Source organism: Nocardia sp. NPDC050717, from assembly GCF_040654275.1.
GTDB lineage: Bacteria > Actinomycetota > Actinomycetes > Mycobacteriales > Mycobacteriaceae > Nocardia.
In genome coordinates, this window is sequence record NZ_JBFAHR010000007.1 from 154,479 (window position 1) to 179,102 (window position 24,624).

General features: G+C 69.9%; 22 protein-coding genes and 1 riboswitch. Of the genes, 4 read left to right on the top strand and 18 right to left on the bottom strand.

Features of this window, described 5'->3' with window-relative positions:
- Positions 1-23: 23 nt before the first annotated feature.
- From asnB to AB0H56_RS16525, 12 genes are read right to left on the bottom strand one after another with little or no spacing between them, the layout of a single operon-like run.
- Positions 24-1,880 carry an asparagine synthase (glutamine-hydrolyzing) gene (gene asnB, locus AB0H56_RS16470; RefSeq protein WP_357163299.1) on the bottom strand — a complete coding sequence of 619 codons (1,857 nt, stop codon included), beginning with the start codon at positions 1,878-1,880 and terminating at the stop codon, positions 24-26.
- Between the two features lie 22 nt (positions 1,881-1,902).
- The gene (locus AB0H56_RS16475) at positions 1,903-3,141 is read right to left on the bottom strand and encodes an MFS transporter (protein ID WP_357163302.1); all 1,239 of its coding nucleotides are present in this window, start codon (positions 3,139-3,141) and stop codon (positions 1,903-1,905) included.
- Positions 3,138-4,406, bottom strand: coding sequence for an LLM class flavin-dependent oxidoreductase (locus tag AB0H56_RS16480; RefSeq protein WP_357163305.1), 1,269 nt, complete (start codon positions 4,404-4,406; stop codon positions 3,138-3,140). Before AB0H56_RS16480 ends, AB0H56_RS16475 begins: the two co-directional genes overlap by 4 nt.
- A gap of 5 nt (positions 4,407-4,411) precedes the next feature.
- Positions 4,412-6,004: an ABC transporter substrate-binding protein gene (locus AB0H56_RS16485; RefSeq protein ID WP_357163308.1), complete on the bottom strand. Its 1,593-nt coding sequence runs from the start codon at positions 6,002-6,004 to the stop codon at positions 4,412-4,414.
- On the bottom strand, positions 6,001-7,608 hold the full coding sequence (locus AB0H56_RS16490) for an ABC transporter ATP-binding protein (RefSeq protein ID WP_357163311.1): 1,608 nt from the start codon (positions 7,606-7,608) through the stop codon (positions 6,001-6,003). The genes AB0H56_RS16485 and AB0H56_RS16490 overlap by 4 nt, the downstream gene beginning before the upstream one ends.
- Complete coding sequence (locus tag AB0H56_RS16495; protein WP_357163313.1) at positions 7,605-8,441, bottom strand: ABC transporter permease; 837 nt, start codon at positions 8,439-8,441, stop codon at positions 7,605-7,607. Before AB0H56_RS16495 ends, AB0H56_RS16490 begins: the two co-directional genes overlap by 4 nt.
- Positions 8,441-9,454, bottom strand: coding sequence for an ABC transporter permease (locus AB0H56_RS16500; RefSeq protein ID WP_357163316.1), 1,014 nt, complete (start codon positions 9,452-9,454; stop codon positions 8,441-8,443). Before AB0H56_RS16500 ends, AB0H56_RS16495 begins: the two co-directional genes overlap by 1 nt.
- Entirely contained in the window at positions 9,439-10,809 is a 1,371-nt protein-coding gene (locus tag AB0H56_RS16505; protein WP_357163319.1) for an aspartate aminotransferase family protein, read from the bottom strand. The genes AB0H56_RS16500 and AB0H56_RS16505 overlap by 16 nt, the downstream gene beginning before the upstream one ends.
- Before the next feature lie 31 nt (positions 10,810-10,840).
- The gene (locus tag AB0H56_RS16510; RefSeq protein WP_357163322.1) at positions 10,841-12,205 is read right to left on the bottom strand and encodes an aldehyde dehydrogenase family protein; all 1,365 of its coding nucleotides are present in this window, start codon (positions 12,203-12,205) and stop codon (positions 10,841-10,843) included.
- A gap of 23 nt (positions 12,206-12,228) precedes the next feature.
- Positions 12,229-13,311, bottom strand: a complete 1,083-nt coding sequence (locus AB0H56_RS16515; protein WP_357163325.1) for a phenazine antibiotic biosynthesis protein — start codon at positions 13,309-13,311, stop codon at positions 12,229-12,231.
- Positions 13,308-14,516, bottom strand: a complete 1,209-nt coding sequence (locus tag AB0H56_RS16520; RefSeq protein ID WP_357163328.1) for a 3-deoxy-7-phosphoheptulonate synthase — start codon at positions 14,514-14,516, stop codon at positions 13,308-13,310. Before AB0H56_RS16520 ends, AB0H56_RS16515 begins: the two co-directional genes overlap by 4 nt.
- 32 nt (positions 14,517-14,548) lie before the next feature.
- Positions 14,549-15,154, bottom strand: a complete 606-nt coding sequence (locus AB0H56_RS16525; RefSeq protein ID WP_357163331.1) for a hypothetical protein — start codon at positions 15,152-15,154, stop codon at positions 14,549-14,551.
- Positions 15,155-15,166: 12 nt separating this feature from the next.
- A riboswitch (SAM riboswitch) is annotated at positions 15,167-15,257 on the bottom strand.
- A 222-nt stretch (positions 15,258-15,479) separates the two neighbouring features.
- Here AB0H56_RS16525 and AB0H56_RS16530 point away from each other — a divergent pair.
- The gene (locus tag AB0H56_RS16530; protein WP_357163333.1) at positions 15,480-15,977 is read left to right on the top strand and encodes a GNAT family N-acetyltransferase; all 498 of its coding nucleotides are present in this window, start codon (positions 15,480-15,482) and stop codon (positions 15,975-15,977) included.
- 28 nt (positions 15,978-16,005) lie between these two features.
- On the opposite strand, the gene AB0H56_RS16535 is transcribed toward AB0H56_RS16530, so the two are convergent.
- From AB0H56_RS16535 to AB0H56_RS16555, 5 genes are all read right to left on the bottom strand, one after another.
- Positions 16,006-16,617 (bottom strand): class I SAM-dependent methyltransferase, encoded by a 612-nt coding sequence (locus AB0H56_RS16535; RefSeq protein WP_357163335.1) that lies wholly within the window; start codon positions 16,615-16,617, stop codon positions 16,006-16,008.
- Positions 16,618-16,716: 99 nt separating this feature from the next.
- A complete protein-coding gene (locus tag AB0H56_RS16540; RefSeq protein WP_110039998.1) occupies positions 16,717-17,055 on the bottom strand; it encodes an esterase in 339 nt (112 codons plus the stop codon).
- Positions 17,056-17,244: 189 nt separating this feature from the next.
- A complete protein-coding gene (locus AB0H56_RS16545) occupies positions 17,245-18,330 on the bottom strand; it encodes a metallophosphoesterase (protein WP_357163338.1) in 1,086 nt (361 codons plus the stop codon).
- Positions 18,331-18,367: 37 nt separating this feature from the next.
- Positions 18,368-19,594, bottom strand: a complete 1,227-nt coding sequence (locus AB0H56_RS16550; RefSeq protein ID WP_357163341.1) for a hypothetical protein — start codon at positions 19,592-19,594, stop codon at positions 18,368-18,370.
- 193 nt (positions 19,595-19,787) lie between these two features.
- Positions 19,788-21,266, bottom strand: a complete 1,479-nt coding sequence (locus AB0H56_RS16555) for a sugar porter family MFS transporter (RefSeq protein WP_232998930.1) — start codon at positions 21,264-21,266, stop codon at positions 19,788-19,790.
- A gap of 180 nt (positions 21,267-21,446) precedes the next feature.
- Between AB0H56_RS16555 and ppk2 the strand changes: the two genes are divergently transcribed.
- Positions 21,447-22,382 carry a polyphosphate kinase 2 gene (ppk2, locus tag AB0H56_RS16560; RefSeq protein ID WP_357163345.1) on the top strand — a complete coding sequence of 312 codons (936 nt, stop codon included), beginning with the start codon at positions 21,447-21,449 and terminating at the stop codon, positions 22,380-22,382.
- Between the two features lie 5 nt (positions 22,383-22,387).
- Here ppk2 and AB0H56_RS16565 read toward each other — a convergent pair whose 3' ends face one another.
- Positions 22,388-23,116, bottom strand: coding sequence for a hypothetical protein (locus tag AB0H56_RS16565; RefSeq protein ID WP_357163348.1), 729 nt, complete (start codon positions 23,114-23,116; stop codon positions 22,388-22,390).
- Positions 23,117-23,197: 81 nt separating this feature from the next.
- Here AB0H56_RS16565 and AB0H56_RS16570 point away from each other — a divergent pair, with 81 nt between their 5' ends.
- Positions 23,198-23,920, top strand: a complete 723-nt coding sequence (locus tag AB0H56_RS16570) for a Sir2 family NAD-dependent protein deacetylase (RefSeq protein ID WP_357163351.1) — start codon at positions 23,198-23,200, stop codon at positions 23,918-23,920.
- Positions 23,921-23,953: 33 nt separating this feature from the next.
- Positions 23,954-24,610: a CPBP family glutamic-type intramembrane protease gene (locus AB0H56_RS16575; protein WP_357163354.1), complete on the top strand. Its 657-nt coding sequence runs from the start codon at positions 23,954-23,956 to the stop codon at positions 24,608-24,610.
- The last annotated feature ends 14 nt before the right edge of the window (positions 24,611-24,624 follow it).

Sequence of the window (24,624 nt, forward strand, 5' to 3'; positions counted from 1 at the left end):
TTCTCCGATGTGTCGAGGTGCGGCTAGCTCACGAGCTTGGGGCGGTACTGCTGGAACCAGGAGGCGAAGTTCAAGATCACTTCGCCTTCGAAGTTGCTCACCAGCCCCCGCGACCGGGCGGCGTTCGCGATTTCACCGGGGTCGAGCAGTCGGGACGCGAAGATCTCGCGGAGTCCGTCCGGCGGATCGGTGACCACGTCGGCGACCTGGCGGGCGATGGTGGTGGAGTAGTCGGGGTCCGGTGTCGTCGGGTAGGGCGATTTCTGCCGTTCCAGAACCGCGGTGGGCAGCAGGCCGGTGACGGCGTCGCGGAGCACGCCCTTCTCGCGTCCGCCGGTGTTGTGTACCGCGCGGGGCAGCGTCACCAGGTGTTCGACGATGCGGTGGTCGCAGAAGGGAACGCGGATCTCGAGGCCACTGGCCATGCTGAGCCGGTCGCTGCGGTCGAGCAGCATGGGCAGGAAGTAGGTGAGCCCGAGGTGGATGACTTCGCGATGCCGCCGCTCTTCGGGGCTGAGGGCCGGGTCGAGGTCGAGTCCGCTCAGTGCCGTGGTGTATTCGTCGCGCAGGTAGTCGTGCAACCGCAGGCGTTCGATCAGTTCCGGTGCCAAGGTGGCGAGCACGCGTTGGTGCAGGTGGCCGTGGGCGGGGCTGTCGGCGATCCACGGAAAGGTGTCGGCCCAGAAGGCTCGTGGATCGTGAAACCACTTGTAGCCGCCGAGGATTTCGTCGGCGGCCTCCCCCGACAGCGCGACGGTGGCGCGCTGTCGGATCTCGGCGCACAGCAGCAGCAAACTCATCTCGAGGTCGCCGAACCCGTTGGGCAGGTCACGGGCACGGACCGTGGCATCGCGGACCGACGGGTCCGACAGCAGCGCGGCGTCGAGGACGATGTTGGTGTGCCTCGATCCGATGAACTCCGCTGCCTCGCGGGCGAATCGGCGGTCCAGTGCCGATCGGGAGTCGGCTGTTCCCGCGGCGTCGGAGAAGTCGACGGAGAACGATTCCACGCCCGCGCGGCCGGGTCGGGCGTTGGCGAGGGCGGTGATCGCGGAGGAGTCCAGGCCACCGGACAGCAGCGTGCACAGGGGGACGTCGGCGATGGTCTGGCGTTCCACGGTGTCTTCGAGCAGCCACCGCAGCCGTTCCACGGAGGCGTTCACCTCGGCGGTCGGCTCGGAGCGGCTGATGACTTCGGCGAGATCCCAGTACGTGGTGCGCCGCAGCCCGGCGCGGGAGAACGCGAGGATCTGGCCCGGCAGGACCTCGGCCACACCGCGATAGGGATTCGCGCCGGGGAATTTCAGCAACGGCAGCGCCAGCTGGCGCAGTCCGTCTTCGTCGACGACCGCGGGGACGTCGGGGTGGGCGAGAATACCTTTCGCCTCGGAGGCGAACAGGAGCCGGTCACCGTCGAGGTGGTAGTGCAGTGGCTTGACGCCGAGGTGATCGCGGACCAGCCACAGCGTCTCCTCGGTGGTGTCCCAGACCGCGAACGCGAAGATGCCGTTGAAGTGTTCGACCGCGCGCGGTCCCCATTCGGCCCAGGCGTTGAGCACCACTTCGGTGTCGCTGTGGGTGTGGAATCGATGCCCGCGTGCGGCGAGGTCGCGGCGCAGTTCCCGGTAGTTGTAGAGCTCCCCGTTGTAGCTGAGCACGAGCCGATCCCGGCCGCTGGGCGCGGTGTGCGTCATCGGTTGGGTACCGGCGGCGATGTCGATCACGGCGAGCCGCCGGTGTGCCAGGATCGCGCGGCCGCCGTGCCAGAGCCCGGAACCGTCGGGGCCGCGGCTGAGTTGGGCGTCATTCATCTGTTCGGCGATCGGTACGGCGTCGGCGGGTAGTCCCGAGTGGTCCACCCAGCCAGCTATCGCGCACATGTGGTTCTCCTTCTCGTCGGTGTCAGGTGCCGGCCGCGGGCCGTGCGGGATTCGGCGCCCACGGCAGGATCGCGAGTGCGGTCGCGGCCAGTCCGGTGGCGAACCACAGCAGGGTGGTCGTGCCGGTCGATTCCAGGACCGCACCGCCGGCGAAGCTGCCGAGGGCGACGGAGGCGTTGAACGTGCCGACGTACAGGCCGGTGACCTGCTCGGCGCGGTCCGGCTCCGAGCGGGTGAGCCAGATCTGCCCGCCGGCGGACAGGCCGCCGTAGGTGAAACCCCACAGCAGCAGCGCGGGCACGACGACGGCGACAGCCGAGCTGCCCAGCGCGAGCAGCGCAACCGAGATCAGCACACCCACGGTGATCCCGGTGATGGTGTGGCGCGCCCAGCGCGCGGCCAGCGCTCCGGCGGCGAAATTGCCCGCGATGCCGAGGATTCCGTAGGCGGACAGTGCGAGGGCGACGGCGGTGGGACCGAAGCCCGCGTCGTCTTCCAGGATCGCCCGCACATAGGTGTAGGCGGCGAACTGGGCGGCGACCAGAAAGGTGATGGCGGCCAGCCCGACGACGACCCGCGCGCGGCCCCGCTCGCGCAGGGCCCGCGCCGGGCCCGCGTTTCCAGCCCCCGGCAGCGCCGGAAACGCGGCGAGCACCGCGAACACCAGGACCAGGGCGACCACGCTGACGAGCGCGTAGGCGCTGCGCCACCCCAGCAGGTCCCCCACCAGCGTGCCCAGCGGCACTCCGACGACCGCCGCCGCCGCGATGCCGCTCACCGCGATCGAGAGCGCGAGCGGTCCGTCGCCGTCGGCCACGAGCCGTCCGGCGACCACCCCGGCCAGCGCCCAGACCACGGCGATGGCCACGCCGAGCACCAGCCGTCCCAGTGCCAGGGTCGCGAAGTCCGGTGCGGCGGCGGTGATCGCGTTGCCGAGGCCGAGCAGCACCAGCGCCACGGCCACCACCCGGGTGCGGTCGCGGGTGCCGAGCACCCGGGAGACCAGCGGTGCCACGACGGCGGTGACGAGGCTGGTGACGGTCACCGCGTACCCGATGGTCCCCGGATCGGACCCGAGCCCGGCCGCCATCGGGGTGAGCAGTCCGATCAGCAGAGTCTGGGAGGTCACGGTCGTGAACGTCACCGTCCACAGCACGCCGACCCTCCCCCACTGGCGTCGCGTCGTGCGCGCCTCGGGTTCTCGTCGGGCCGCGGTGCCGACTGCGCGGCGCTCGGCTGATTCGGGCTCCCCGGTGGTCATGGTCGGTTCCCCAGAAAGCGCGGGACGACCTCGTCGAGGACGGTCTCGAACCTGTTGCCCAGGATGAACTGGAAACCGTCGACGCCGCCCTCGTCGTACCAGCGGCGCAGTTCGTGGGCGACTTCGGCGGCGGTGCCGACGAATTGGGCGTGCTCGCCGAGCCCGGCGACGGCGACCGCGAAGTCGGCCACGGTCTGTCGTGGCGTGCGGGCGATGTCCCAGAGCGGCAGATAGTGCGAGCCGTGCTGCTCGAACACGACGTCGGGATCGTCGTCGAGCAGGTCCGCGGGCAGCGGATCCGACGGGCCGAGCCCGTCCCAGCGCAGACCCGGGAACCGCGACTTGACCTGCGCCAGCGCGAATCCCGCGTTCCGGGCGCGCGGTGCCGGCGGCCGGGCGGTCCACCCGGCATCGCCGGTGCCCGCGTCGAGCAGGTGCAGGAACGCGCCCGGCAGGACGGCGACACTGTCCTCGGCGCGCCCGGCCCGGCGGACCTCGGCACGCAGGATCCGGCGCAACTGCTGCGCGGCCCCGAGCGTCGGGGTGCCGACGAACACGGCGTCGGCGGTGCGGGCGGCGAGCCGCAAACCCGCCGGTGAGGAGGTCGCCTGCAGGGTGAAGGGGAATTCGTGGGAGTACGGCGCGGTGTCTATCGGGCCGTGCTGGGTGTAGAACTCGCCGTCGTGCTCGACATCGGTGATGAGGTCGGCGCGAACGAACTCGCCACCGGCGGCGTCCACCACGTTCGCGCTCGGCGGCCAGCTCCCCCACAGCCGCCGGGCCACGTCCAGGAACTCGGCGGTCTGCAGGTGGCGTTGCGCACGGGGGATGTCGCGCTGCATGCCGATGGCCGTGCCGTCGCGGAAGGACGACACGACGTTGATCCACGCCCGCCCACCGGCGATCCGGTCCAGGCTCGCCAGGTTCCTGGCGAAGGAGAACGGATGCGTGTACAGCGTCGACACCGTGGGCATCACCGCGATCCGCGAGGTGGCGGCGGCGAGCAGCGCGCAGAGCTGGAACGGTTCGAAGGCCGACAGTGGCGGCCCGGCGCGCAGGCGGTCGCGGTTCACCCCGGAGAAATCGGCCACGAACAGCGCGTGCATGCCCGCGGCTTCGGCGCGCTGCGCCGCGCGGACGAAGGTCGCGACGTCGAAGGGTGAGTGCGCGCGCCCCTCGGGGGTGCGCCAGTCGTGGCTCGTCGGCAGGTACTGCGCGTTGAGCAGCAGTGTCGGCTCGCGTGTGCCGGTCGGTCCCGTGGTCACCGAACTCACTCCTTGTCGACGCGGTAGAAGATCGGCTCCCACGAGTTCACGGGGAAGGTCAGCTCCCGCACGGCGGAGCGGACGAGCAGCACCTGGGCGGAGTCGTAGAGCGGGATGCCGTAGGCGTCGTCGACGATCTTGTCCACCGCGTCGTCGACGATCCGGTGCCGCTCGGTCTTGTCCGCGGTGAGCGCCTGTTCGGCGAGCAGCGCGTCGATCTCGGGTCGGGGTGCGAGGCCCTTGTAGACGCTGAGCTGCGTGGCGTAGTAGGCGGCGATGCCGTCGGCGTCGCCGCGTGCGGCGCCCTGGGCGATGGTGAGTTGCCACTGCCCGGAGCCGCGCAGGTCGGTCTGCTGCGCGTTGGAGATCGGCGCCAGCACGAGTTCGACCCCGATCTCGGCCAGTTCGCTCTGCACGTACTCCCAGCCGGACTGCACTGCCCCGATGGACCCGCTGACGTAGTTGAGCGTGAGTGCCAGGCGCCGCCCGTCCTTCACCCGGATTCCGTCGGGCCCGGGGGTCCAGCCCGCGGCGTCGAGCAGGGATCGGCTCAGCGCGGGGTCGTGGCGTAGCTGAGCGCTGCGGTCCCGGTAGTAGGGGTGGCCGCGGGACACGATGTCGGTGGCGGGCTCGACACCGGTGCCGTAGAACGCCGAGACCAGTTGCCTGCGGTCGATGCCGTGTTGCAGTGCCTGCCGAACGGCCCGGTCGGCGAGGATCGGGTCGGCGGTGTTGGGCAGGAAGCTGTTGACCACGCCGCGATTCGGTGCCAGCACGCTCTGCACCTGGTCGTTGCCCTTGGCCTGATCGACGCCGGTCTGGAAGATCGAATACGCGATGTCGTAGTCGCCGGCGATCAGGCCCGCGGCCCGGCCGCCCTCCTCCGGCACGATGTGGATCGTCAGTCGCTCTAGCGCCGCCTCGCCCTGCCTGCCGAAGGTCGGTGGCGCCCAGTTGTAGCCCGCGCGCCGCACGTACTCGAGCCGCTCGTCCTGGACGACGTGGTCGAGGACGAACGGTCCGGAGCCGATCGTGCCCTGGGCGCAGCGTTCCTCCGGTGTCTTGGCCAGCGACGCGGGTGCGATGATGCCGAACTGTCCTTCCGTGTTCGCCTGCAGGAAGCCGGCGTTCGGCTGGGTGAAGTGCACGCGCACCGTCCGCTCGTCGACGGCCTCGGCCCGGTCGAAGCCGCGCAGGTACGCCCCGGGTGTGGGTGAGACGCCCCGCTGCGCGAGCTGCCACAGGGTGCGGAAGTTGTCGGCGACCACCTGGGCGGTGAGGCTTTCGCCGTTGCTGAAGGTCACGCCGGGCCGGAGGGTGAACTCGTAGGTGCGGCCCTCGTCGGAGCTGGTCCACGATTCGGCCAGATACGGTTTCAGCTCGCCGGTGGCGAGGTCCTCGCTGAGCAGGGTGTCGAGTACCTGTCGGCCGAAGATGGCCGTGGGATTGGACTGGGCGTAGTCCAGGCAGGTCGGATACCAGCCGTAGGCGACGCGCAGGTGATTCGGGTCGCCGGACGAGCCAGCGGTGCCGCCTGCGCAGCCGGCGAGCACGAGTGCGGCGGCGGCGAACATGCTGATCAAGGGTGGGCGGATCATGCTGATCTTTCTGGTGGAGAGCTGGCGGGGAATTCGTCGAGCACCGGCACCGCGTCGAGCAGCGTCCGGGTGTAGGCGCTTGTCGGCCGGGCGAACACCGTGTCGGTGGGTCCGCGTTCCTCGACGCGCCCGTCCCGCATGACGATCACCTCGTCCGCGACGGCGCGTACCACGCCGAGGTCGTGCGAGACGAGCAGGTAGGCGATGCCGAGCGTTTCCTGCAGGCTGGTGAGCAGGCGCAGCAGCGCGTACTGCACGGCCTGGTCGAGGGCGGAGACCGGTTCGTCGAGTGCGACGACGTCGGGTTCGAGCGCCAGTGCCCGGGCGATCGCGACGCGCTGGGCCTGGCCACCGGAGAGCTGGGTCGGTCGTCGATCGGCGATGTCGGGCGGTAGCTCGACGTGCTCGAGCAGTTGACGGGCCCGCGCCGCGCGGCCCGCCGGGGTGCCGACGCGGTGTGCCTCGAGCGGCTCGGCGATGATGCGGCCCACCCGCTGTGCGGGATTCAGGCTGCTCGCCGGGTTCTGGTAGACGAGTTGGACCGCGCGGGAGAACGCCGGGTCACCGCGCCGTGGGAGCGCACCGCCGAGCTGGACTGTGCCCGCGTCGGGGCGTTCCAGTCCGGTGAGCAGCCGCAGCAGCGTGGATTTCCCGGCACCGGATTCGCCGACGATGGCGATGCTCTGCCCGCGGTGCAGTTGGAGGTCGATGTCCTGGACCGCCGCGACGCCGCCGAACGATTTGCTCAGCCCCTGACCCGTCAGCACGATCCGCGGTGGCGTCTCGGACTGGAATCTCGGCCGGGCGGGGAGCAGGCTGGGCTGGGAGTGCACCAGTTCGCGGGTGTATTTCCGGTGTGGGGATCGCACGATCGCCCGGGCCGGACCCGTCTCGACGAGCTGTCCGTGCCGTACCACCACGATGCGGTCGGCGCGCTCGGCGGCCACCGCCAGATCGTGGGTGACCAGCAGCAGGCCCAGCCCCCGTTCGGCGCGCAGCTGATCGAACAGGTCGAGTACCCGGCGCTGCACCGTGGCGTCCAGGTTCGAGGTCGGTTCGTCGGCGAGCAGCAGGCGCGGCTCGGCGACGAGCGCCAGGCCGATGAGTATCCGTTGGCGCAGGCCGCCGGAGAGTTCGTGCGGGTACTGCCGCAACCGCAGTTCCGGCCGGTCCACGCCGACGGACTCGAGGGTGTCGAGCGCGCGGCGACGGCTCTCGTCCCGGTCGGTGATCCGCAGCAGGTGGCGGTGGAGTTCGGCGAAGTTCTCGCCGATCCGCACGAGCGGGTCCAGCGCACGGGCCGGATCCTGAGGTACCAGGCCGAGTGCGCGGCCACGCAGGGTGGCGGGGTCGGTCACGTCGCGGTGTTCGCCGACGTCGAGCCTGTCGTAGCGGACCTCGGCCGTGCGTGGCAGCAGGCCGAGCAGGGCCGACAGTGTCGTCGACTTCCCCGACCCCGATTCACCGACGATCGCCACCGTTTCGCCGCGGGCCACCGTCAGCGACAGGTCGGCGACGGCGACCACGGGCGGGGTTCGCCGGCGTCCCGGATAGGTGACGCGCAGATGCTCCAGACGCAGGAGCTCGTCCTGTGGCGCGCTCATACCAGGCTCGTTTCCGCCGCGCCGAGCCCGCGCCCCGCCCGGTGCAGGGCGAGGACGACGACGGCCAGGACCGCGCCGGGCAGCACCGTCAGCCACCAGGCGGTCGCGAAGTGGTTGCGTCCCTCGGCGATGAGCGTGCCCCATTCGGGCGCAGGAGGTTTCGTGCCGTAGCCGAGGAAACTCAGTGCCGAGACCGACAGCACCATGCCGGCCAGTTCCAGCGCGGCCAGCGCGGTGATCGGGCCGCGCGCGTGGGGCAGCACGTGCCGCCACAGGATGCGGACTCGGGACAGCCCGTAGCCCGCTGCCGCCTCGACGAAGGAGTGCGAACTCACGCGCAGGACCTCCGCCCGGGTGATCCGGGTGAACGCGGGTACCGAGGCGATGCCGATCGCGATCGCGATGTTGGTCGCCCCGGCGCCGAGCCCCGCCACGATCAGCAGCGAGATCAGCAGATGCGGCAGTGCGAGCAGGACATCGACGACCGACATCAGCACGCGGTCCACGATCCCGCCCAGATACCCCGCGCACAGTCCGAGCAGGATGCTCAGGCCGAAGGCGAACACCAGCGCGACCAGCGCGGTCGACAGGCTCGCCTGGGCGCCGTGCACGACGCGGCTGAACTGGTCGCGTCCCAGTTCGTCGGTGCCGAACAGGTGCTCCCAGCCAGGGGCGCGGAGTCGCTGCGAGACATCCACCTCCAGTGGGCCCCTGGGTGCGATCACCCCGGGGAACGCCGCGGCGGCCGCGACGAGGACCAGGACGGCGACCGACCAGAAGGGAATCGCGATCCGGTCACCGAGACGGGTTGCCACGCTGGTCTTCTCGGTCATCACGCGGCTCCGGTCCGAATCCGGGGATCGAGGACCGGATACAGCAGGTCCACACCGAAGTTCACCGCGGCGAAGACGATTCCGGCGAACACCGCGATCGCCAGCACCACCGGGGCGTCCTGGGTCTCCACCGAGGCCACCAGCAGCCTGCCCAGCCCGGCGCGGGCGAAGACCGTTTCGGTGATCACGGTGCCCACCAGCACGCCACCGATGGTGAGCCCGGTCAGGGTCACGAAGGGCAGCAGCGCATTACGGGCCACGTGCCCGAGGTAGATCCGCGACCACGGCAGCCCCCGTGCCCGGAGCACGGCGACGAAGTCCGCGCCCTGCACCGAGTCCAGGCTGCGGACCAGGACCGCCGTCAGCACCGCCGAGACCGGCAGCGCCAACGCCACTCCCGGCAGCACCAGCCCCGCGGGCCCGCCCCCACCGGCCGCGGGCAACCAGCCCAGCTCGAACGAGAAGACCTGCAACAGCAGCAGACCGAGCCAGAACGCGGGAACAGCCGAGATCAGCGCCGGGATGTTCACCAGGAAGCGGTGCACGAGGCTGTCGCGCCACCACGAGGTGAGCAGGCCGAGGGCCAGCGCCAGCGGGACGGTCAGCACGAGCGCGAAACCGGCCAGTGCCAGGGTGTTCGGCGCGACAGCGGCGAGCACCTCTGGCACGGGGCGCCCCGACTGGAAGGACACGCCGAAGTCGCCGGTGACGAACTCACCGAGGGTCGTCGCGTACCGGAGCGGCAGCGGGCGGTCGAGTCCGTAGTGCGCCCGCAGGGCTTGCACCTGCTCCGGGGTGCTGCCGCCCGCGCCCATCGACCGGCGGTCGAGCATGAGCTCCACCGGATCGCTGGGCAGGGCGTAGAGCAGGAAGAACGACAGCGTGTAGACGGCCAGCACCACCGCCACGAAATAGCCGAACCGGCGCACCAGGTAGCCCGTCGACGAGTGCCGCGCCCGTGTTCGCCACGTCGCGGCCCGCGCCGGCCGGGCCGGGGTCAGAGTCGCTGCCATGCGTCGGCCAGGGTGGACCGCAGGACCTGCTCGATGAACCCGAACTCGGCCGCGCCGATGATCGCAGGCGGTGCCAGCAGGATGGTGGGATCGCCGCGCTCGTCGAGCCGGGCGTGCAGACCCGCCTCGCGCAGTGCCGGTGTGAGGAGTTCGTCGATCAGCCTGCGCCGTTCGGTGAGCGTGAAGCCCGCCCGGCTGTGCCGGTCCTTGACGAGCACGACGCCCCAGAAGTAGCCGGCGCCGCGCACATCGCCGACCAGCGGAAGATCGCTGAGCCCGGTCAGTGTCGACCGGAACAGGTCCTCGTTGGCGCGCACGTGCTCGTTGAGCTTCTCGCGCTCGAAGATCGCCAGGTTCGCCAGGCCGACGGCGGCCGCCACGGGATGACCGGCGAAGGTGAGCCCGTGGGCGAAGGTGTTCTCCTTCTTGGTGAACGGCTCGAACAGGCGGTCGCTCACGATCACCGCGCCCGCGGGAATGTAGCCGGAGGTGATGCCTTTCGCGCCGGTGATGATGTCGGGTGTCACGCCGTAGCGGCTGATGGCGAAGTAGTCGCCGATCCGGCCGAAGGCGGTGATCACCTCGTCGGCGACGAGCAGCACCCCGTAGCGGTCGGCGATCTCGCGCACCCGCTCGAGGTAGCCAAGGGGCGGTGGTATCGCGCCGCCGGAGTTCTGCACCGGCTCCAGGAAGATCGCGGCGACCGTCTCCGGGCCCTCGAACTCGATGGCCTCGGCGATACGGTCGGCCGCCCAGCGCCCGTAGGCCTCCTCGTCGTCGCGCAGGTGCTCGGGCCCGCGATAGATGTCGGTGGCCGGCACCTTGAGCGCACCGGGCACCAGCGGCTCGAACGGCGCGCGCACCGGCGGCAGCGAGGTGATCGACAACGCGCCCTGGGTGGTCCCGTGATAGGCCAGCGCGCGGCTGACCACCTTGTGGCGGCCGGGCTGCCCGATCGCCTTGAAGTACTGCTTGGCCAGCTTCCAGGCGGTTTCGACGCTCTCGCTGCCGCTGTTGGTGAAGAACACGCGGTTGAGGTCCCCGGGTGCGCGGTCGGCCAGAGCCTCGGCGAGTTCCGCGGCGCGCGGGTGTACGGCGTTCCAGATCGGGAAGTAGTCGAGGTCGCGGATCTGCCGGGCGGCCGCCTCCGCCAGTTCCGGGCGGCCGTGTCCGGCGTTGACGGCGAAGAGCCCCGACAGGCCGTCGAGGTACTTGCGGCCCTTGTCATCCCAGAAGTAGGCGCCCTCGGCCCGCGTGATGACGGGCAGTTCGCCGCCGGTGTGCAGGTGTGAGTGATTGGTGAAGTGCAGCCACAGATGATCGCGTGCCTGCTGGAGTACGTCGTTGCCGGTCATGATGGTCCCGCTCTGTCGGAATCGGTGTGGATCAGCGGTTCGCCGCGAATCCCTTGCTGGTCATGAGGAACTCGCCGACGTAGCCGTCGTGCGGCATGCGGGTGCCGCTGTGGGTCGTCGGCGCGTTCCAGTGCACGTTGGCGATGCTCGATTCCTCGAGCAGGTCGTCGAGGATCGTTTCGTCGCTGGTGATCGCGTTGACCACCAGCGAATCCCGCAGCGGCGCGACACCGTCACCGCGCCGCCAGGGCGCGACCCACACGCACGGGAACGGCAACTCCGAGCCCAGCGTTTCGGTGTCGAGCCGATCGAGGACGAAGACCGCGGGCGTGAGGGTGACCGCTCCGTCGTGGCCGGGCGCGGCCAGTTCCTCGATCGGGACGAGTGGCTCGATATCGCTCGCGCGTGCGGTCAGGTGGCCGATCAAGGCGGTCGCCGCGGCCTGGGACACCCGCGGTCCGGAACGGCGGTGCCGCGGTGTCCGTAGCACCGCCGCCAGCTCGGTCGCGAAGCCGCGATGATCACCGTCGACCAGTACGGCCGAGGTGTTCACACACGCCGTCCCCGATTGCGCCGCCACCGCATCGGCGACGGCCGCGACCGCCGGGCCCCGGTCCTGGCCCGGTGCCAGGCTGACCAGCGTCTTGGACCGACCCGGCCCGCCCACCTTCACCCGGGGGTTCGCGCCGTATTTCCGGGACACCGCGACGCCGCCGTAGACCAGCGCGCGATCGGCTCGTGTGACGATCTCGTCCGCGCCCGCGTGATCGGTGGGCAGGAACGACACATCCGTGTTGCGGAATCCGGCTTCGTGCAGTGCGCGCACCAGCCGGTCCGCGGTGAACGGCTCGCCCTGCGAGGGCCGCACGGCCACGCGATAGCCGAGCGCCAGCGCTTGCAGCCAGGCGGTGTGCACCGTCGGGGAGTTCCCGGAGACGATGGCCCCGAGCGTCTCGCCGCGTCGGCTCCACACCCCGGTTTCCGCGACATGTCCCGCGTCCCGCCAGGATTCGACCGCGGCGACCGGGCGTGCCGCGTAGGCGCGTTCCGTCGCGGTCGCCGCGACCTCGGCGACCGCACGGCACAGCGCGTCCGCGGTCTCGCGCGAATGCCCCGACACCGCGCTGACATCGTCGCGATAGTCCGCGAATCCGCCCACCGAGTCCGCGAGGAAGATCCGGGCGGCGGCGGCGAGCAGGTCCGCGCGGTCGCGGCGCGGGAGCGGCGCCGAGGCACGCTGCGCCGCGAGAGTCTGGGCGATCAACAACGGCGGGCACACCGGCAACCGCGCCAGCGGGTGCCCCGCCACGTCGAGCACCGGCACGGTGGCCCGCACCGCGCGTTCCCCACGATGGGTGCGCGCCACCAGCACACGCTCGGTGTTCCCTTGCGCCACCAAACTTTCCGAGACCGCGGTCATCAGTAGACCCCTGGGATCACGGTTTCGCCGTCGAAGCTGCCCAGCGGCTGCGGCGCGGACAGCGAGTCGCCGATCCCGCCGGGCGGGGCCGCCACCCGGATCGCGGTGTCGCGTTCGAGATTGTTGGGCACGAACATGCCGTCGCTGAGGTGGGACATGCGGACCTGACCGCGCCGGCCGTAGTCCACCGGACGCAGGGTCTCCGGGTCGACGACGGCGAAGATCGTGTGCGGCGGGTACGCGTCGTACACGGTCCGCGGTGCGGGATCGAGCGGATCGCGGATGCGCGCGGTCGTCAGCACCATCGTGCTGCCGTACACGTTCTGGATGCGGGCGCCGGGGAAGGTCTCCGCGATGATGTCGAAGGTGTCGTCGTCGAGCTGGGCGCCCGCCAGCGCGATGTAGGACACCGTGGCCGCGAGCTTGTCGACCAGTTCCGGGCGCAGGATGATCTCGGCGAGGATCGGCGGCGTGGTCGTGACCGCGGCGATGTCCTGGGTCTGGACGATGTGGCCGATCTGCTCGACCAGATGCGCCACGTACCCGTCCACCGCCGCCCCGTCGGCGATGCTCTTCTTCACCCATCGCGGGTCGATGTCGATGCTGTGCAGCAGCGAGCCGAGCTCGCGGGCCTGCAGCCGGGCGGTGTTGCCGTAGGCGTGCGGCCCGGACGGCATGGCGACCAGCCAGGGTCGCCCAGCGGGGAAACCGGCCGCCCGCAGTTCGTCGACCTTCCAGCGCAGGCAGCGTTCGATCCAGCTCGCGCTGTAGATCAGCCGCTTGGGTGACCCGGTCGTGCCGCCCGTCTCGTAGATCAGCGGCGGCGCGCCCGAGCGGCCGAGACCGCGAGGAATGAGGTCTTCGACCCGGCTGGTGCGCAAGTGCGCGGCGATGTCGGGGAACCGGGCGAGATCCTCGTAGGAGGAGATGTCGGTCCGGGGATCGAAATCCAGGGTCTCGGCGATCCGCAGCCACAGCGCCGAGCCTGTCTCCGGGTTGAAATGCCAGTCCAGAGCGTCGCGCAGGAACTGGTCGGGATCGCGCGCGTCCCATCGGGTCGAGGCGGTGACGGGGCTGGTCATGGCGCGTCCTCTCGTGGCGCGTCGTGGCGCCAGGCATCGATGACGTGGGCGGTTTGTTCGGCGTTGAGGCGCGGATCGAGCAATGTGGTGTAGTGACGGCCCGGCTCGGGATCGCGGCCACGCTCACCGCATTCGTAGATGTCCTCGTGGGTGGCCTCGAGGTGCAGGCCGCCCGGGTGCTGGTCCTGGGAGCCGAGCACCGCGAGGAACCCGCGCAGCTCGTCGACGATGCGCTCCACCGGCCGGGTCTTGAGGCCGCGCGCGGTCGTCACCGTGTTGCCGTGCATCGGATCGCACACCCAGTTCACGGGATGCCGTTGCGCACGAAGGTGTTCCACGATCGGAGCGAGCCTGCCGATCGACGCCGCACCCATCCGGATGATGAACGTCAGGCGCCCCGGGACACGGGCGGGATCGATCCGCTCGGCCAAGGCGGCGACGTCGCGCGGTGTCGCAGTGGGGCCGATCTTGACGCTGACCGGGTTGGTCAGCGTGGCGGCGATCGCGATGTGCGCGCCGTCGAGGTGGCGTGTCCGTTCACCGATCCACGGCCAGTGCGTGCTCGCCAGATGATTGCCGGCTGGCGTCGGACGCAGGTGTGCCAGTTCGTAGTCGATGAGCAGCAGTTCGTGACTCGACCAGATGGTGCGGTCGGGATGGCGGCGGTTGTGCTCGTCGATGACGGCCATGGCCATCGCGGAGGCCTGGTGACAGTGCAGGATTCGGGCTGGATCGGGGATGCGTGCCGCCGGGGTCGGCGCGGGACCGTTCACCATCGGCCCGCGGAAGGCGGGCAGCGACCGGCCCTCGACCTGGTCATAGGGATTCGACCGGGGTTTGGTGTACTGCCCGGCTATCCGGCCCACCGCCACGGCGGCGAGTCCGGCTCGATGCGCCAGGCGGATGCGGGAGTCGTCGAGGAATTCGAGTTTGCGGGCGATCAGCTCGGGCGTCGATTTCGCTGGGTCCTCGACACAATCGCCCAGTTGCAGCACCACGGCGCGTCCGGCATTCACCGCCGCGAGTTGATTGTCGAGAATCGCGTTCGACGCCTGCTCGACGAGCGGTGTTTCGGCGGTTTCCCGAAAGGCCTTTCGTGCAGATTCCGGGTCCGGCCAGAACGGTTGCTGGTCGGTCCGCAGTGCACGGAAACTGTCGATATGGTCGGGAATGACCGGCGTCGCCGCCGGGAGAATATTCGTCATCTGAGGTGGTCCCGTTTTTGTCGTCGCGGGTTTTATCGGCTGGCGTTCCAGATGCAGCCCCGCGCACCGCCGGGCTGTTCCGACAGCGTGCATTCAGCGCGCAGTCCTTTGGCATTGATCAGCGATGTCGTCGCCGGGACGCAGTATTCGCAGGGCGCTTCGAGCGTGATCGTCACCCCGCGTGCGCGGGCCTGTTCCCGGTAGTCCCAGATCGCGCAGTGCGCGATCTCCAGCGTGGCGTCCGCGGCGGAGGCGCTGAGCCAGCGCATCTTCGAACCATACAGTGCCGCTTGACTTTCCAGTCGACGCAGTGGCGTCACGGCATCGTTGCGGCCCTCGTCGTCGATCGCGCCGTAGATCGTTCCGTTCGTCTCGGCCCAGGCGCCGAGTTTCTCGTGCCCGAAATTGCGGACCACGAATCTCTCCATCGCCGCCTGGGCCCGGAAGAACGCGCTCTTCCATTCACTCTCGGCGGCCGGACCCGATTGCGGGATGGCTCCGTAGATCTCGTGTTTCACCTCGATCAAACGGTCGAGATGCTTCCCGCCTTGCGAGTCGACCACGAATTTCGTCAGTCCCGCTTCCGCTTCGAACAGTCGCCGACGCCACAGCTGTGCGCCCGCCCCGAATGTAGACACAGATTGCCCTCCAGTTCATCGTCACTGGCATTAGCACCTGCGACCCGTGGTCGTGGTTGCTGCGGCGTCGTCGAGCCAGTCTCTCAGCCGCTCTCGATGAAAAAGTGATCCGGCGACGACTCTAACGCGCACCGAGCACGGGCCACGAAGTCGGCGCTGCCGATCAGGGCGTTTCCGCAGGCCCTGCGGTTCCAATCCGGACGAGCGGAAAGTTCGCATCACTAAATTTCGTTGCGAGGCAAATGATTCCGTCGGCGCCGGAGCGTGGGCCACACTGGGGTCGATGGCGTACGCCACCCGGACGGCTCGGACAGATGGGGACAGCATGGCCGAGGAAAGCTTGCGGCACTGGGAGATTCGCGAGGTCGACTACGACGACCCCGACGCCGTCACGCTTCGTGACGATCTCCAGCGGTTCTATGTCGAGCGCTACGGCGGCCCCGACGACGCGCCGGTGAACCCGGACGACTTCCGGCCACCGCACGGCGCCTGCTTCGTCGGCTACCTCGCGGGCGAACCGGTCGCCGCGGGCTACTGGCACTCCCTCGCCGTGGACCGGCTCGGCACCAGCGAGCTCGTCGAACTCAAGCGAGTGCACGTGATCGCGGCGCAGCGGCGGCGCGGCTTCGCCCAGCGCCTCATCGCCGAGCTCGAACGCACCGCACTCGCCGCCGGGCACAAGGCCGCGGTCCTGTCCACCGGGCTGCGCCAGCCCGAGGCCATCGCCCTGTACAAACGCCTCGGCTACGAGGCCATCGAGGGCTTCGGCCACTACGCCGACGACAGCAATGTGACCTTCCTGGGCAGGCGGCTCAGCCCGTGATGTCCCTGCCGAGCGGGCCGGTGACGGCTCAGCGGGCGACGCCCAGCGACAGGGCACCGAACGCCTTGGGGGCACCGGCCAGGTAGAACCGGTCGAGTTCGGCGGTCTCGAAGCCCGCGCCGGTGATCAGCGCCGGGATGTCGCGGTCGAGGTGGCAGCCGCCCGCGATGCGTTGCTGGATCGGGTTCAGCCGGTGCTGCCAGGTCCGCACCGACGCGTCGGGGGCCAGTCCGTGTTCCACGAAATGCAGTGTGCCGCCCGGTTTCAGCACCCGGCGGATCTCGGCCAGCGCGGCCGCGACGTCGGGGATGGTGCACAGGGTGAACGTCGAGAGCGCGGTGTCGAAGGTGGCGTCCCCGAACGGCAGTGACTGGCCGTCCAGGCCCGCGCGTTCGATCGGAACCGAGCTCGCCGCGACGCGTTTCGCGCCGATCTTCCAGGCGACGTCGGCGGGTTCGACACCGCTGACGCGGTCGACCGCGGCCGGATAGAACCCGACGTTGTTTCCCGACCCGAATCCCACCTCGACGACGGCGCCGTGCAGCCCGGCGCAGGCGCGCCTGCGCAGCGTGTCGTTCGCGGCGACACCGCACACCTTGTCGGTGAGATGGGGCAGGATCCGGTCGGTGTAGAAGCCCATCCCTCGATCATGCTCCTGGGGTCGCGCGTATGCGGCGGGAATACGACGGTGGGCACCGATCCGTTCGGAATCGGTGCCCACCGGGACAGCGTGGCTGGATCAGGCGTTGATCGTCACCGCGTCGTCGGCGATCGAGTAGCTGATCGACCCGTTCTCGAAGTGGCTGATCTTGCCGCCCTCGATGTCCTGCTCGTCGGAGGTCGGGTAGCCCAGACGGCCGCCGGCGCCGCCCTCGGCCTCCCAGGCCTGACGGATCGCGCCGTACACGGTCTTGGCACCGGTCGGGAGCTTGAAGTAGATGACGCCGCCGGTGAACTCCTGGTACTTGCCGCCGTTCGGGGCGTCCAGCTCATCGGAGGTCGGCTGGCCCAGCGGGCTCGACGCGCCACCGGCTTCGTTGTAGTGGTCGCCGATAGCTCCGTTGACTTCGAATGCCATTTCCAGCAATTCCTTTCACACAGATAACGATGGGCAAAGCAGCGGCGAAGTTACCGCAGGTTTGCTCGGCCCGGGCGGCGACGCGCGGGCCGACATGACATCGCCAAGTTCCGTACATCCGTGCGTGGACAGCGATTCAGGTGGGCGGCACCGGCGTGACAGCACGCGGACACCCGGCGGCGGAGGCGGTCAGGCCAGGCGGCGGTCGAAGACCTGAGTGCCCGCGCTGGTGGCGGGGTCGACGGTGACCGCGCGCAGGCGCACGCTCTCGGGGGTCAGGTCCATGACCATGAAGCCCAGTTCGTGCTGGGTTTCGTAGAGTGCGGGGTGGGCGCCCGCGCGCGGCTCGGCCCCTGCGGTCTTGCCCGCCGCGCCGGAGACGATCTGGCGGGTGCCCTTCGACGACGCGGTCGGTTCGAGCACCTGCAGCGTGTGATCGTGGCCGGACAGCAGCAACGACACCTTGCCCAGCACGTGCTCTTCGAAGAAGCGTTTGGCGTGGACGCCGTTGAGCGGTTCGACGGGCAGACCCTCGTAGTTGCCCGCGTCGCCGTGCGGGCCGTTGCTCAGGTAGGGGTGGTGGGTGCAGGCGATCTTCCACGGCGCCGTGGATGCGGCCAGCGCGGTGTCGAGCCAGGCGCGCTGTTCGTTCATGTAGGGGCCGTCGACAGCCCAGTACGGGTCGAGCAGCGGCGGAATGTAGGCCGCCAGCGGGTTGAGGTCGAGGACGAAGAACTCGACCACCGGATTCTGCTCGGGCACCCGCACCGAGTAGTAGCGGCTCGGCATCCACCAGCGGGCCGAGCGGGCGTGGTACTCGACCTCGTGGTTGCCGCGCGCGAGCCATCCGCCGTCACCGGGGAACACCCCGGAGGTGTCGTGGTTGCCGAGCACCATCGCCCACGGAAAGTCCAGTCCCGCATTGGGATCCTCGAACTTGGCCGCGAACTGGGCGTCGTCGGGACCGTTGGGCCCCGACTCGTAGATGTTGTCGCCGAGGCCGACCGCCAGCGCGAACGGTTCACGCGAGTGGAAGGCGCGCGCGGCGTCGGCGACAGCCCACTGGGTGCGGGTGCCGGTGCCCGCGTCGCCGGTGATCAGGATGCGCGCCGAGCGCCCGGTGCGGGGTGGCGTGAACTTCTCGACCTCGGCGGGCACCGCGTGCGCGGGGGTGAGGCCGACGAGGGTCAGGCCGGCGACGACACCGGCCGCACCGGCCAGGACGTCTCTGCGCCCGATGCCGGTGGGGCGCGGATCCGGAGTGGAATGCGACACGTGGATGCTCACCTTCTGGTCAGGGGTCGGGGGAAACCTACACCGCGCACATCGATTGGATGACGCCACGCACGATCGGGGCCCCGTAATCGGTCGGGGCGAATGCCAGTTTCTGCGCGATCGTCAGCGGGGTGAGCACCGTGTCGGCCACGCCCGCGAACCCGGCGATCGAGGTGCCCGCGGAGAACAGCAGACTGGTGATGTCGAGGGTCAGGGTGGCCAGGTCGAACGCGTTCTCCACTTCGACCTGCGCCAACGGCACGGTGTCGAGCGCGCGCCCCTCGGCCAGGTCGGCGCCGAGGTTGGCCAGGAAGGTCACCGGGCCCATGTCGAGAGCCTCGACCAGCGGGCCGAGTTCGTCGGAGCGCCGCGGCAACAGCACCTTGGCGACCCGGTTGGCGGCCAGGAACTCCTGCAGGTCGTCGGCGGCCCGGTGCATGGCGGCCTTGTCGAGCGGCACGGCGCCGCTGTCAAGATACGCGCGCGAACGTTCGATGACGGCGGACAGCGTCAGGTCCGCGATCGGGGTGCAGGTGCCGTCGGCGTTCATGACCATCGCGGCCAGGTCGCGGATCGGCTGCGGCACGTGGACGGGTTCGGCGGTGTCGGGCCCCAGCTCCAGTGGCGGATAGGCATTCGGCGCGACGCAGCCCGCCTCGATCGAGTTCTGCACGGCGCGTGCCAACGTCTTGGTGCCGCTGAAGGCCGCTCCGACAATCGGTTTCAGGAAGAATCCGACGGTGGGCACCATGCCCGCGGCGAGCTTGGCGGGAATCTTCACGATGCCGGTGGCGAGGATGAACACCTCGATCGCGTCGTTGACGGTCAGCCGCGACACCGACATCGTCTCGTCGATCCGCCCGGTGCGCACGGCGTCGAGCCCGTTGACCAGGTAGGTGACCAGGGGGTCGTCGAGCTCGGCGGGCCGGGCGCCGACCTGTTCCGGCCGCACCGGCAGCATGTCGCGGTGGACGCGCTGCGCGGCGATCGTGGCGCGGAAGTCGGCGACCTGCTGGTCGTAGGCGGCGAGCTGGGCCGGTCCGACCACCCCCCGCAGCACCGACGCGGCGGCGGTGACGACGTCGTCGAAGGTCGGCGCGCCCGTCGTGCACAGGGCGACGCTGTCGCTGATCGGCGTGGCGGCCAAGGTGTCCGCGGGTGCGGCGTGCGCGTGGCCGGGCGCGAGCAGGACCCCGGCGGCCAGGGTGATCGCGGTGAGGGATCCGACGCAGGGCGCGGTGAGGCGGGACAGTGGCTTGCGCATGCGCGGTCATCTCCGGGGCTGGGGAACTGTGCGCACCGAAACCTAGGACCGCCCGGTTTCCGAAACAGTGCCATTTACATGAACAGCCGACCAATTTGGTCAAACGTTCAGTTAGGCCCTGGTCCGCACCTCCGGTGGCCGTACACGGGGTCATCCTCCCAGCGGAGGGCGGACGACCCCGAACGACAGCGGATCAGGTTGTGGTCGTGGGCTTTTCGACGCCCGTCTGGCCGTGCATGTCCTCGAGTGACATGCCTTTGGTCTCGGGGACGAAACGGGAGACGAACAGCAACGACAGCAGCGCGAAGGCCGCGTACATGCCGTAGGCGAAGCCGAGGGAGAAGGTCTTCAGGCTCGGGAAGGTGACGGTGATCGCCCAGTTGGCGGCCCACTGGCCCGCCGCCGCCAGCGACAGTGCCGCACCGCGCAGCCGGTTCGGGAACATCTCCCCCAGCAGCACCCACACCACCGGGCCCCAGCTCATGCCGAAGAAGATCACGAACAGGTTCGCCGCCACCAGCGCGATGGGCCCGCTGGCGCCGGTCAGTTGCGGCTGCAGCTCGCCCTCGGCGTCGGGCACCTGGGTGGCGCCGCCGAAGCAGATCGCCATTGTGGCCAGGGTGATCGTCATGCCGATCGAGCCGATCAGCAGCAGCGGCCTGCGCCCGATCCGGTCGATCAGCAGGATCGCCACGATCGTGGTCGCGATGTTGACCACCGAGGTGAACACACTGATCTGGAACGACTGCGACTCCTCGAAACCGACGGCCTCCCACAGGATGTTCGAGTAGTAGAAGATGACGTTGATGCCGACGGCCTGCTGGAAGATCGACAGGAACAACCCCACCCAGACGATCGGGTAGATCCCGCCGGCCGGGCGCCGCAGGTCCTTCCACGACGGCTTCTCCTCGCCTTCGAGGCTCTCCTGGATACGGCCGATGGTCAGCGCGAGGTTCTTCTCGCCGAACAGCATCGTCAGCACGCGGCGCGCCTCCGGGATCTGCTGCGAGGCCACCAGATAGCGCGGCGATTCCGGGATGGTCGAGGCCAGCACGCCGTAGACCAGGGCCGGGATCATCATCGACAGGAACATGAAACGCCACGCCTCGAGCCCGAACCACAGCACTTCGCCCGCGCCACCGGCGATCTCGGCGAGCACATAGTCCACGAGCAGCGCCAGGAAGATGCCGAGCACGATCGCGAGCTGCTGCAGGGAACCGAGCCGCCCGCGGATCCGCGCCGGTGAGGTCTCGGCGATGTAGGCGGGGGCGATGACCGAGGCGATACCGACACCGAGACCGCCCACGACGCGCCCGAGCACCAGGACCCACACGTCGGGGGCGAAGCCGGTCACCACCGCGCTGAGGAAGAACAGGGCCGCGGCGATCTTCATGACCTTGATCCGGCCGATGCGGTCGGCGATGCGGCCCGCCGTCATCGCGCCCGCCGCGGCGCCGAGCAGTGCCGAGGCGACTGCGAAGCCGAGAACGGCGTCGTCGACACCGAATTCGGACTGGATCGCCGCCACCGCGCCGTTGATCACCGCGCTGTCGAAGCCGAACAGCAACCCGCCCAGCGCCGCGACCGCGGCGATCCGGACGACCGGACCGTTGGCGTCGGAGTCGTCGTCGGGCAGCGCGCTCCGGTCGGTGGTAGAGCCTCCGTCGTGCATCGACTTCGTCCTCTCCGCGGCGTGGCGACGCCACGCGTCTCGCTGTGTGGGTCAGGTCGCAGTATGCACCGCGCTGACCTCAGGAGACGGTGAGGACACGCGCCACCCGCGCAGGGTGCCGTCGCGAGCGCACACCGGGAATTCACCTCGACGACACGGTGGCCGTCTAGCGTCCCTGCGATGACCGATGTCGAGACCCGCAGGCCGCCTCGCGATCTCAGCGAGATCGCCGATCTCGCCACCGCCGTTGACCTGGCCGACACCGCCGCGTTCTCCGTCGACGACACCGACGACGACGATCCGCTGCTGCTCACCGAGCCCGGCGGGCGCGTCGTGGACACCTGGCGCGAGGGCTATCCCTACGACGAGCGGCTGGCACGCACCGAGTACGAGTTCGACAAGCGGCTGCTGCAGATCGAATTGCTGAAGCTGCAGAACTGGACCAAGGCCACCGGGCGCCGCATCGTCATCGTGTTCGAAGGCCGTGACGCCGCAGGCAAGGGCGGCACGATCAAGCGGTTCATGGAACATCTGAATCCGCGCGGCGCGCGCGTGGTGGCACTGGAGAAGCCCTCGGCCAGGGAGTCCACGCAGTGGTATTTCCAGCGCTATGTCGAGCATCTGCCCGCGGCGGGTGAGATCGTGCTGTTCGACCGGTCCTGGTACAACCGCGCCGGGGTGGAGCGGGTGATGGGATTCTGCACGCCCGAACAGCATCGGCGCTTCCTCGCGCAGGCGCCGCTGTTCGAGCGGATGCTCGTCGACGACGGCATCGATCTGGTGAAGTTCTGGTTCTCGGTGTCACCGCTGGAACAGCGCACCCGTTTCGCGATCCGCCAGGTCGACCCGGTCCGGCACTGGAAGCTCTCGCCGATGGATCTGGCCTCGCTCGACAAGTGGGATCAGTACACCGCGGCCAAGGAGGAGAACTTCGCGCACACCGACACCGATCACGCGCCGTGGATCGTGGTCAAGAGCAACGACAAGAAGCGCGCGCGGCTCAACGCGATGCGCCATGTGCTCAACCTGTTCGAGTACGAGAACAAGGATGACGAGATCGTCGGCACCGCGGACCCGCTGATCGTGGGCCGCGGGCGCGACGTTCTCGGTTCCTGACCGGTCTAGCGCGTCAGCGCGGCGCGGTGCGCGGCGGCCATCAGCGTCGCCAGCTCGTCGCGTTCGGCGGGGTCGAGGGCGTCGAAGCAGGGGGCGATGAGCTCGTCGGTGGCGGCTTCGGCGGCGGCCCAGCGGGCGCGCTGGTCGTCGGTGATCGGCGCGAACGGCTCCGACCAGCCCAGCATGCGCGCGTGGGTCGGGCCGTCGGCGATCGGGGATCCCGCGATCAGGATGGCCTGCAGGGGAGTCAGCCCGTGCGCGAGGATCGCGAGCAGGTGCAGGCCACCGCGCAGTTCGCGCAGCACATGGGTCAGCTGGAGGGTGGCGGCGCGGCCGTCGGCGGCGACGGGCATGGCCCGCCAGCCTGCGAACAGCGGCAGTCCCGGTGTCGGCGCCGCGGCGACGACCCGGCGGAGCAGTTCGGCGAGCCGGTCGGCCTCGTCGAAGGAGGCCAGTCTGCGGCGACCGAACTCGTGACAGGCCTCGAGATAGCCCTCGGCCGCCTTCGCGGCGGGGACCGGGACCGATTCCCAGGCGGCCCGGACGCAGCCGGGCTCGAAGAACCCGAACGCGGCGGTCACCACGTCGGCGTCGACCTCGCCGAGCACACCGCCGCGCCCCCGGGTGTAGGGGCCGTGGAATCCCGGTACGCCGACCGTGTCGCCGAATTGCCGTGCCTCGCGCGAGATCATGAACGCCCCGCCGAGTTCGAGCACCTGCTGTTTGACCGCCATCGTCTGTCACCTTCCGTAGTGTCGACCAGACTTTAGCTCACAATAGTTAGATCCGAAAGCGGTTCGCACTACCCTGAATCCATGTCCACCCGACCCCTCGTGGCGATCCTGTCCGGCGCCGGTGTCTCCACCGACAGCGGGATCCCCGACTATCGCGGCCCGAACGGCCTGTGGCAGCGCGATCCCGACGCCGAGAAACTCGTCACCTACGACTACTACATGCGCGACCCCGACATCCGCCGCCGATCCTGGCTGATGCGCGGGCAGCACCCTGCGTGGCAGGCCCGGCCCAACGCCGCCCACGACGCGATCACCACGCTGGCCAAGACCACCGCCGTGCGAGTGATCACCCAGAACGTCGACGGCCTGCACCAGGTCGCAGGCCTGCCCGAACGCAAAGTCGTCGAACTGCACGGCAATGCCCGCGCGGTGGTGTGCACCGCGTGCGGCGCCCGCTCCACGACCGAGTCGGCACTGGCGCGCATCGAGGCGGGCGAGGACGATCCGGCCTGCCTGGCCTGCGGCGGGATCCTGAAGACGGCCACCGTGATGTTCGGACAGGCGCTCGACCCCGAGGTACTCGGGGAAGCCGTGGCGATCGCGCGGGCCGCGACGGTGTTCGTCGCGGTCGGCACGAGCTTGCAGGTGCAGCCCGCCGCCTCGCTCGCCGCCATCGCGGTCGAGCACGGCGCGCGGCTGATCATCGTCAACGCCGAACCGACGCCGTATGACGACCTGGCCGACGAGGTGATCCGGGAACCCATCGGCACCGCGCTGCCCGCGCTGCTGGCCACTCTGCGCTGAGCGCGATCCCGGCGCCGCGGCTAGTCTCGGGGCATGACCGTCGAGGCCGGCCCCGGCAGCCGGAAGACATGGCTGGCAGTCGAATTCGTCGTCGTGTTCTTCGGGGTCATCGGCCTGTACGCGCTGCTGCTGCGCGGTGTGAGCCCGTTGCCGTTCCTGCTGGTCGCGGCCATCGGCGTGGTGCTGTATCTGCGCCGATGCGGCTTCGACCGGCGTGATTTCGTCCGGCCCGAGGCGTTGCGTGCCGCGCTGCCGGGGATGCTCGGGCTGTTCGCGGTCGCCGCGGTCGGGCTCGGCGTGGCGGTGGCGGTCCTGCGCCCGGAGTCACTGTTCGATCTGCCGCGGGAACGTCCGCTGATCTGGCTGCTCGTGCTCGTGTTCTATCCCCTGGTCAGCGTGTACCCGCAGGAACTGCTGTTCCGGGCGTTCCTGTTCCGCCGGTACGCGCCGGTGTTCGGCACAGGCACCGGCATGGTCGCGGCCAGCGCCGCGGCGTTCGGCTTCGCCCACCTGATCTTCGGCAGCTGGCTCTCGGTCGTGCTGAGCGCGGCCGCGGGCTGGATGTTCGCCGAACGCTACCGACGCACCCGCTCGCTGCTGACCGTCTCGGTGGAGCACGCCCTCTACGGCTGCCTGGTCTTCACGATCGGTCTGGGCGACTACTTCTTCCACGGCGCGGCGACCACCTAGGCGGGCACGACGGT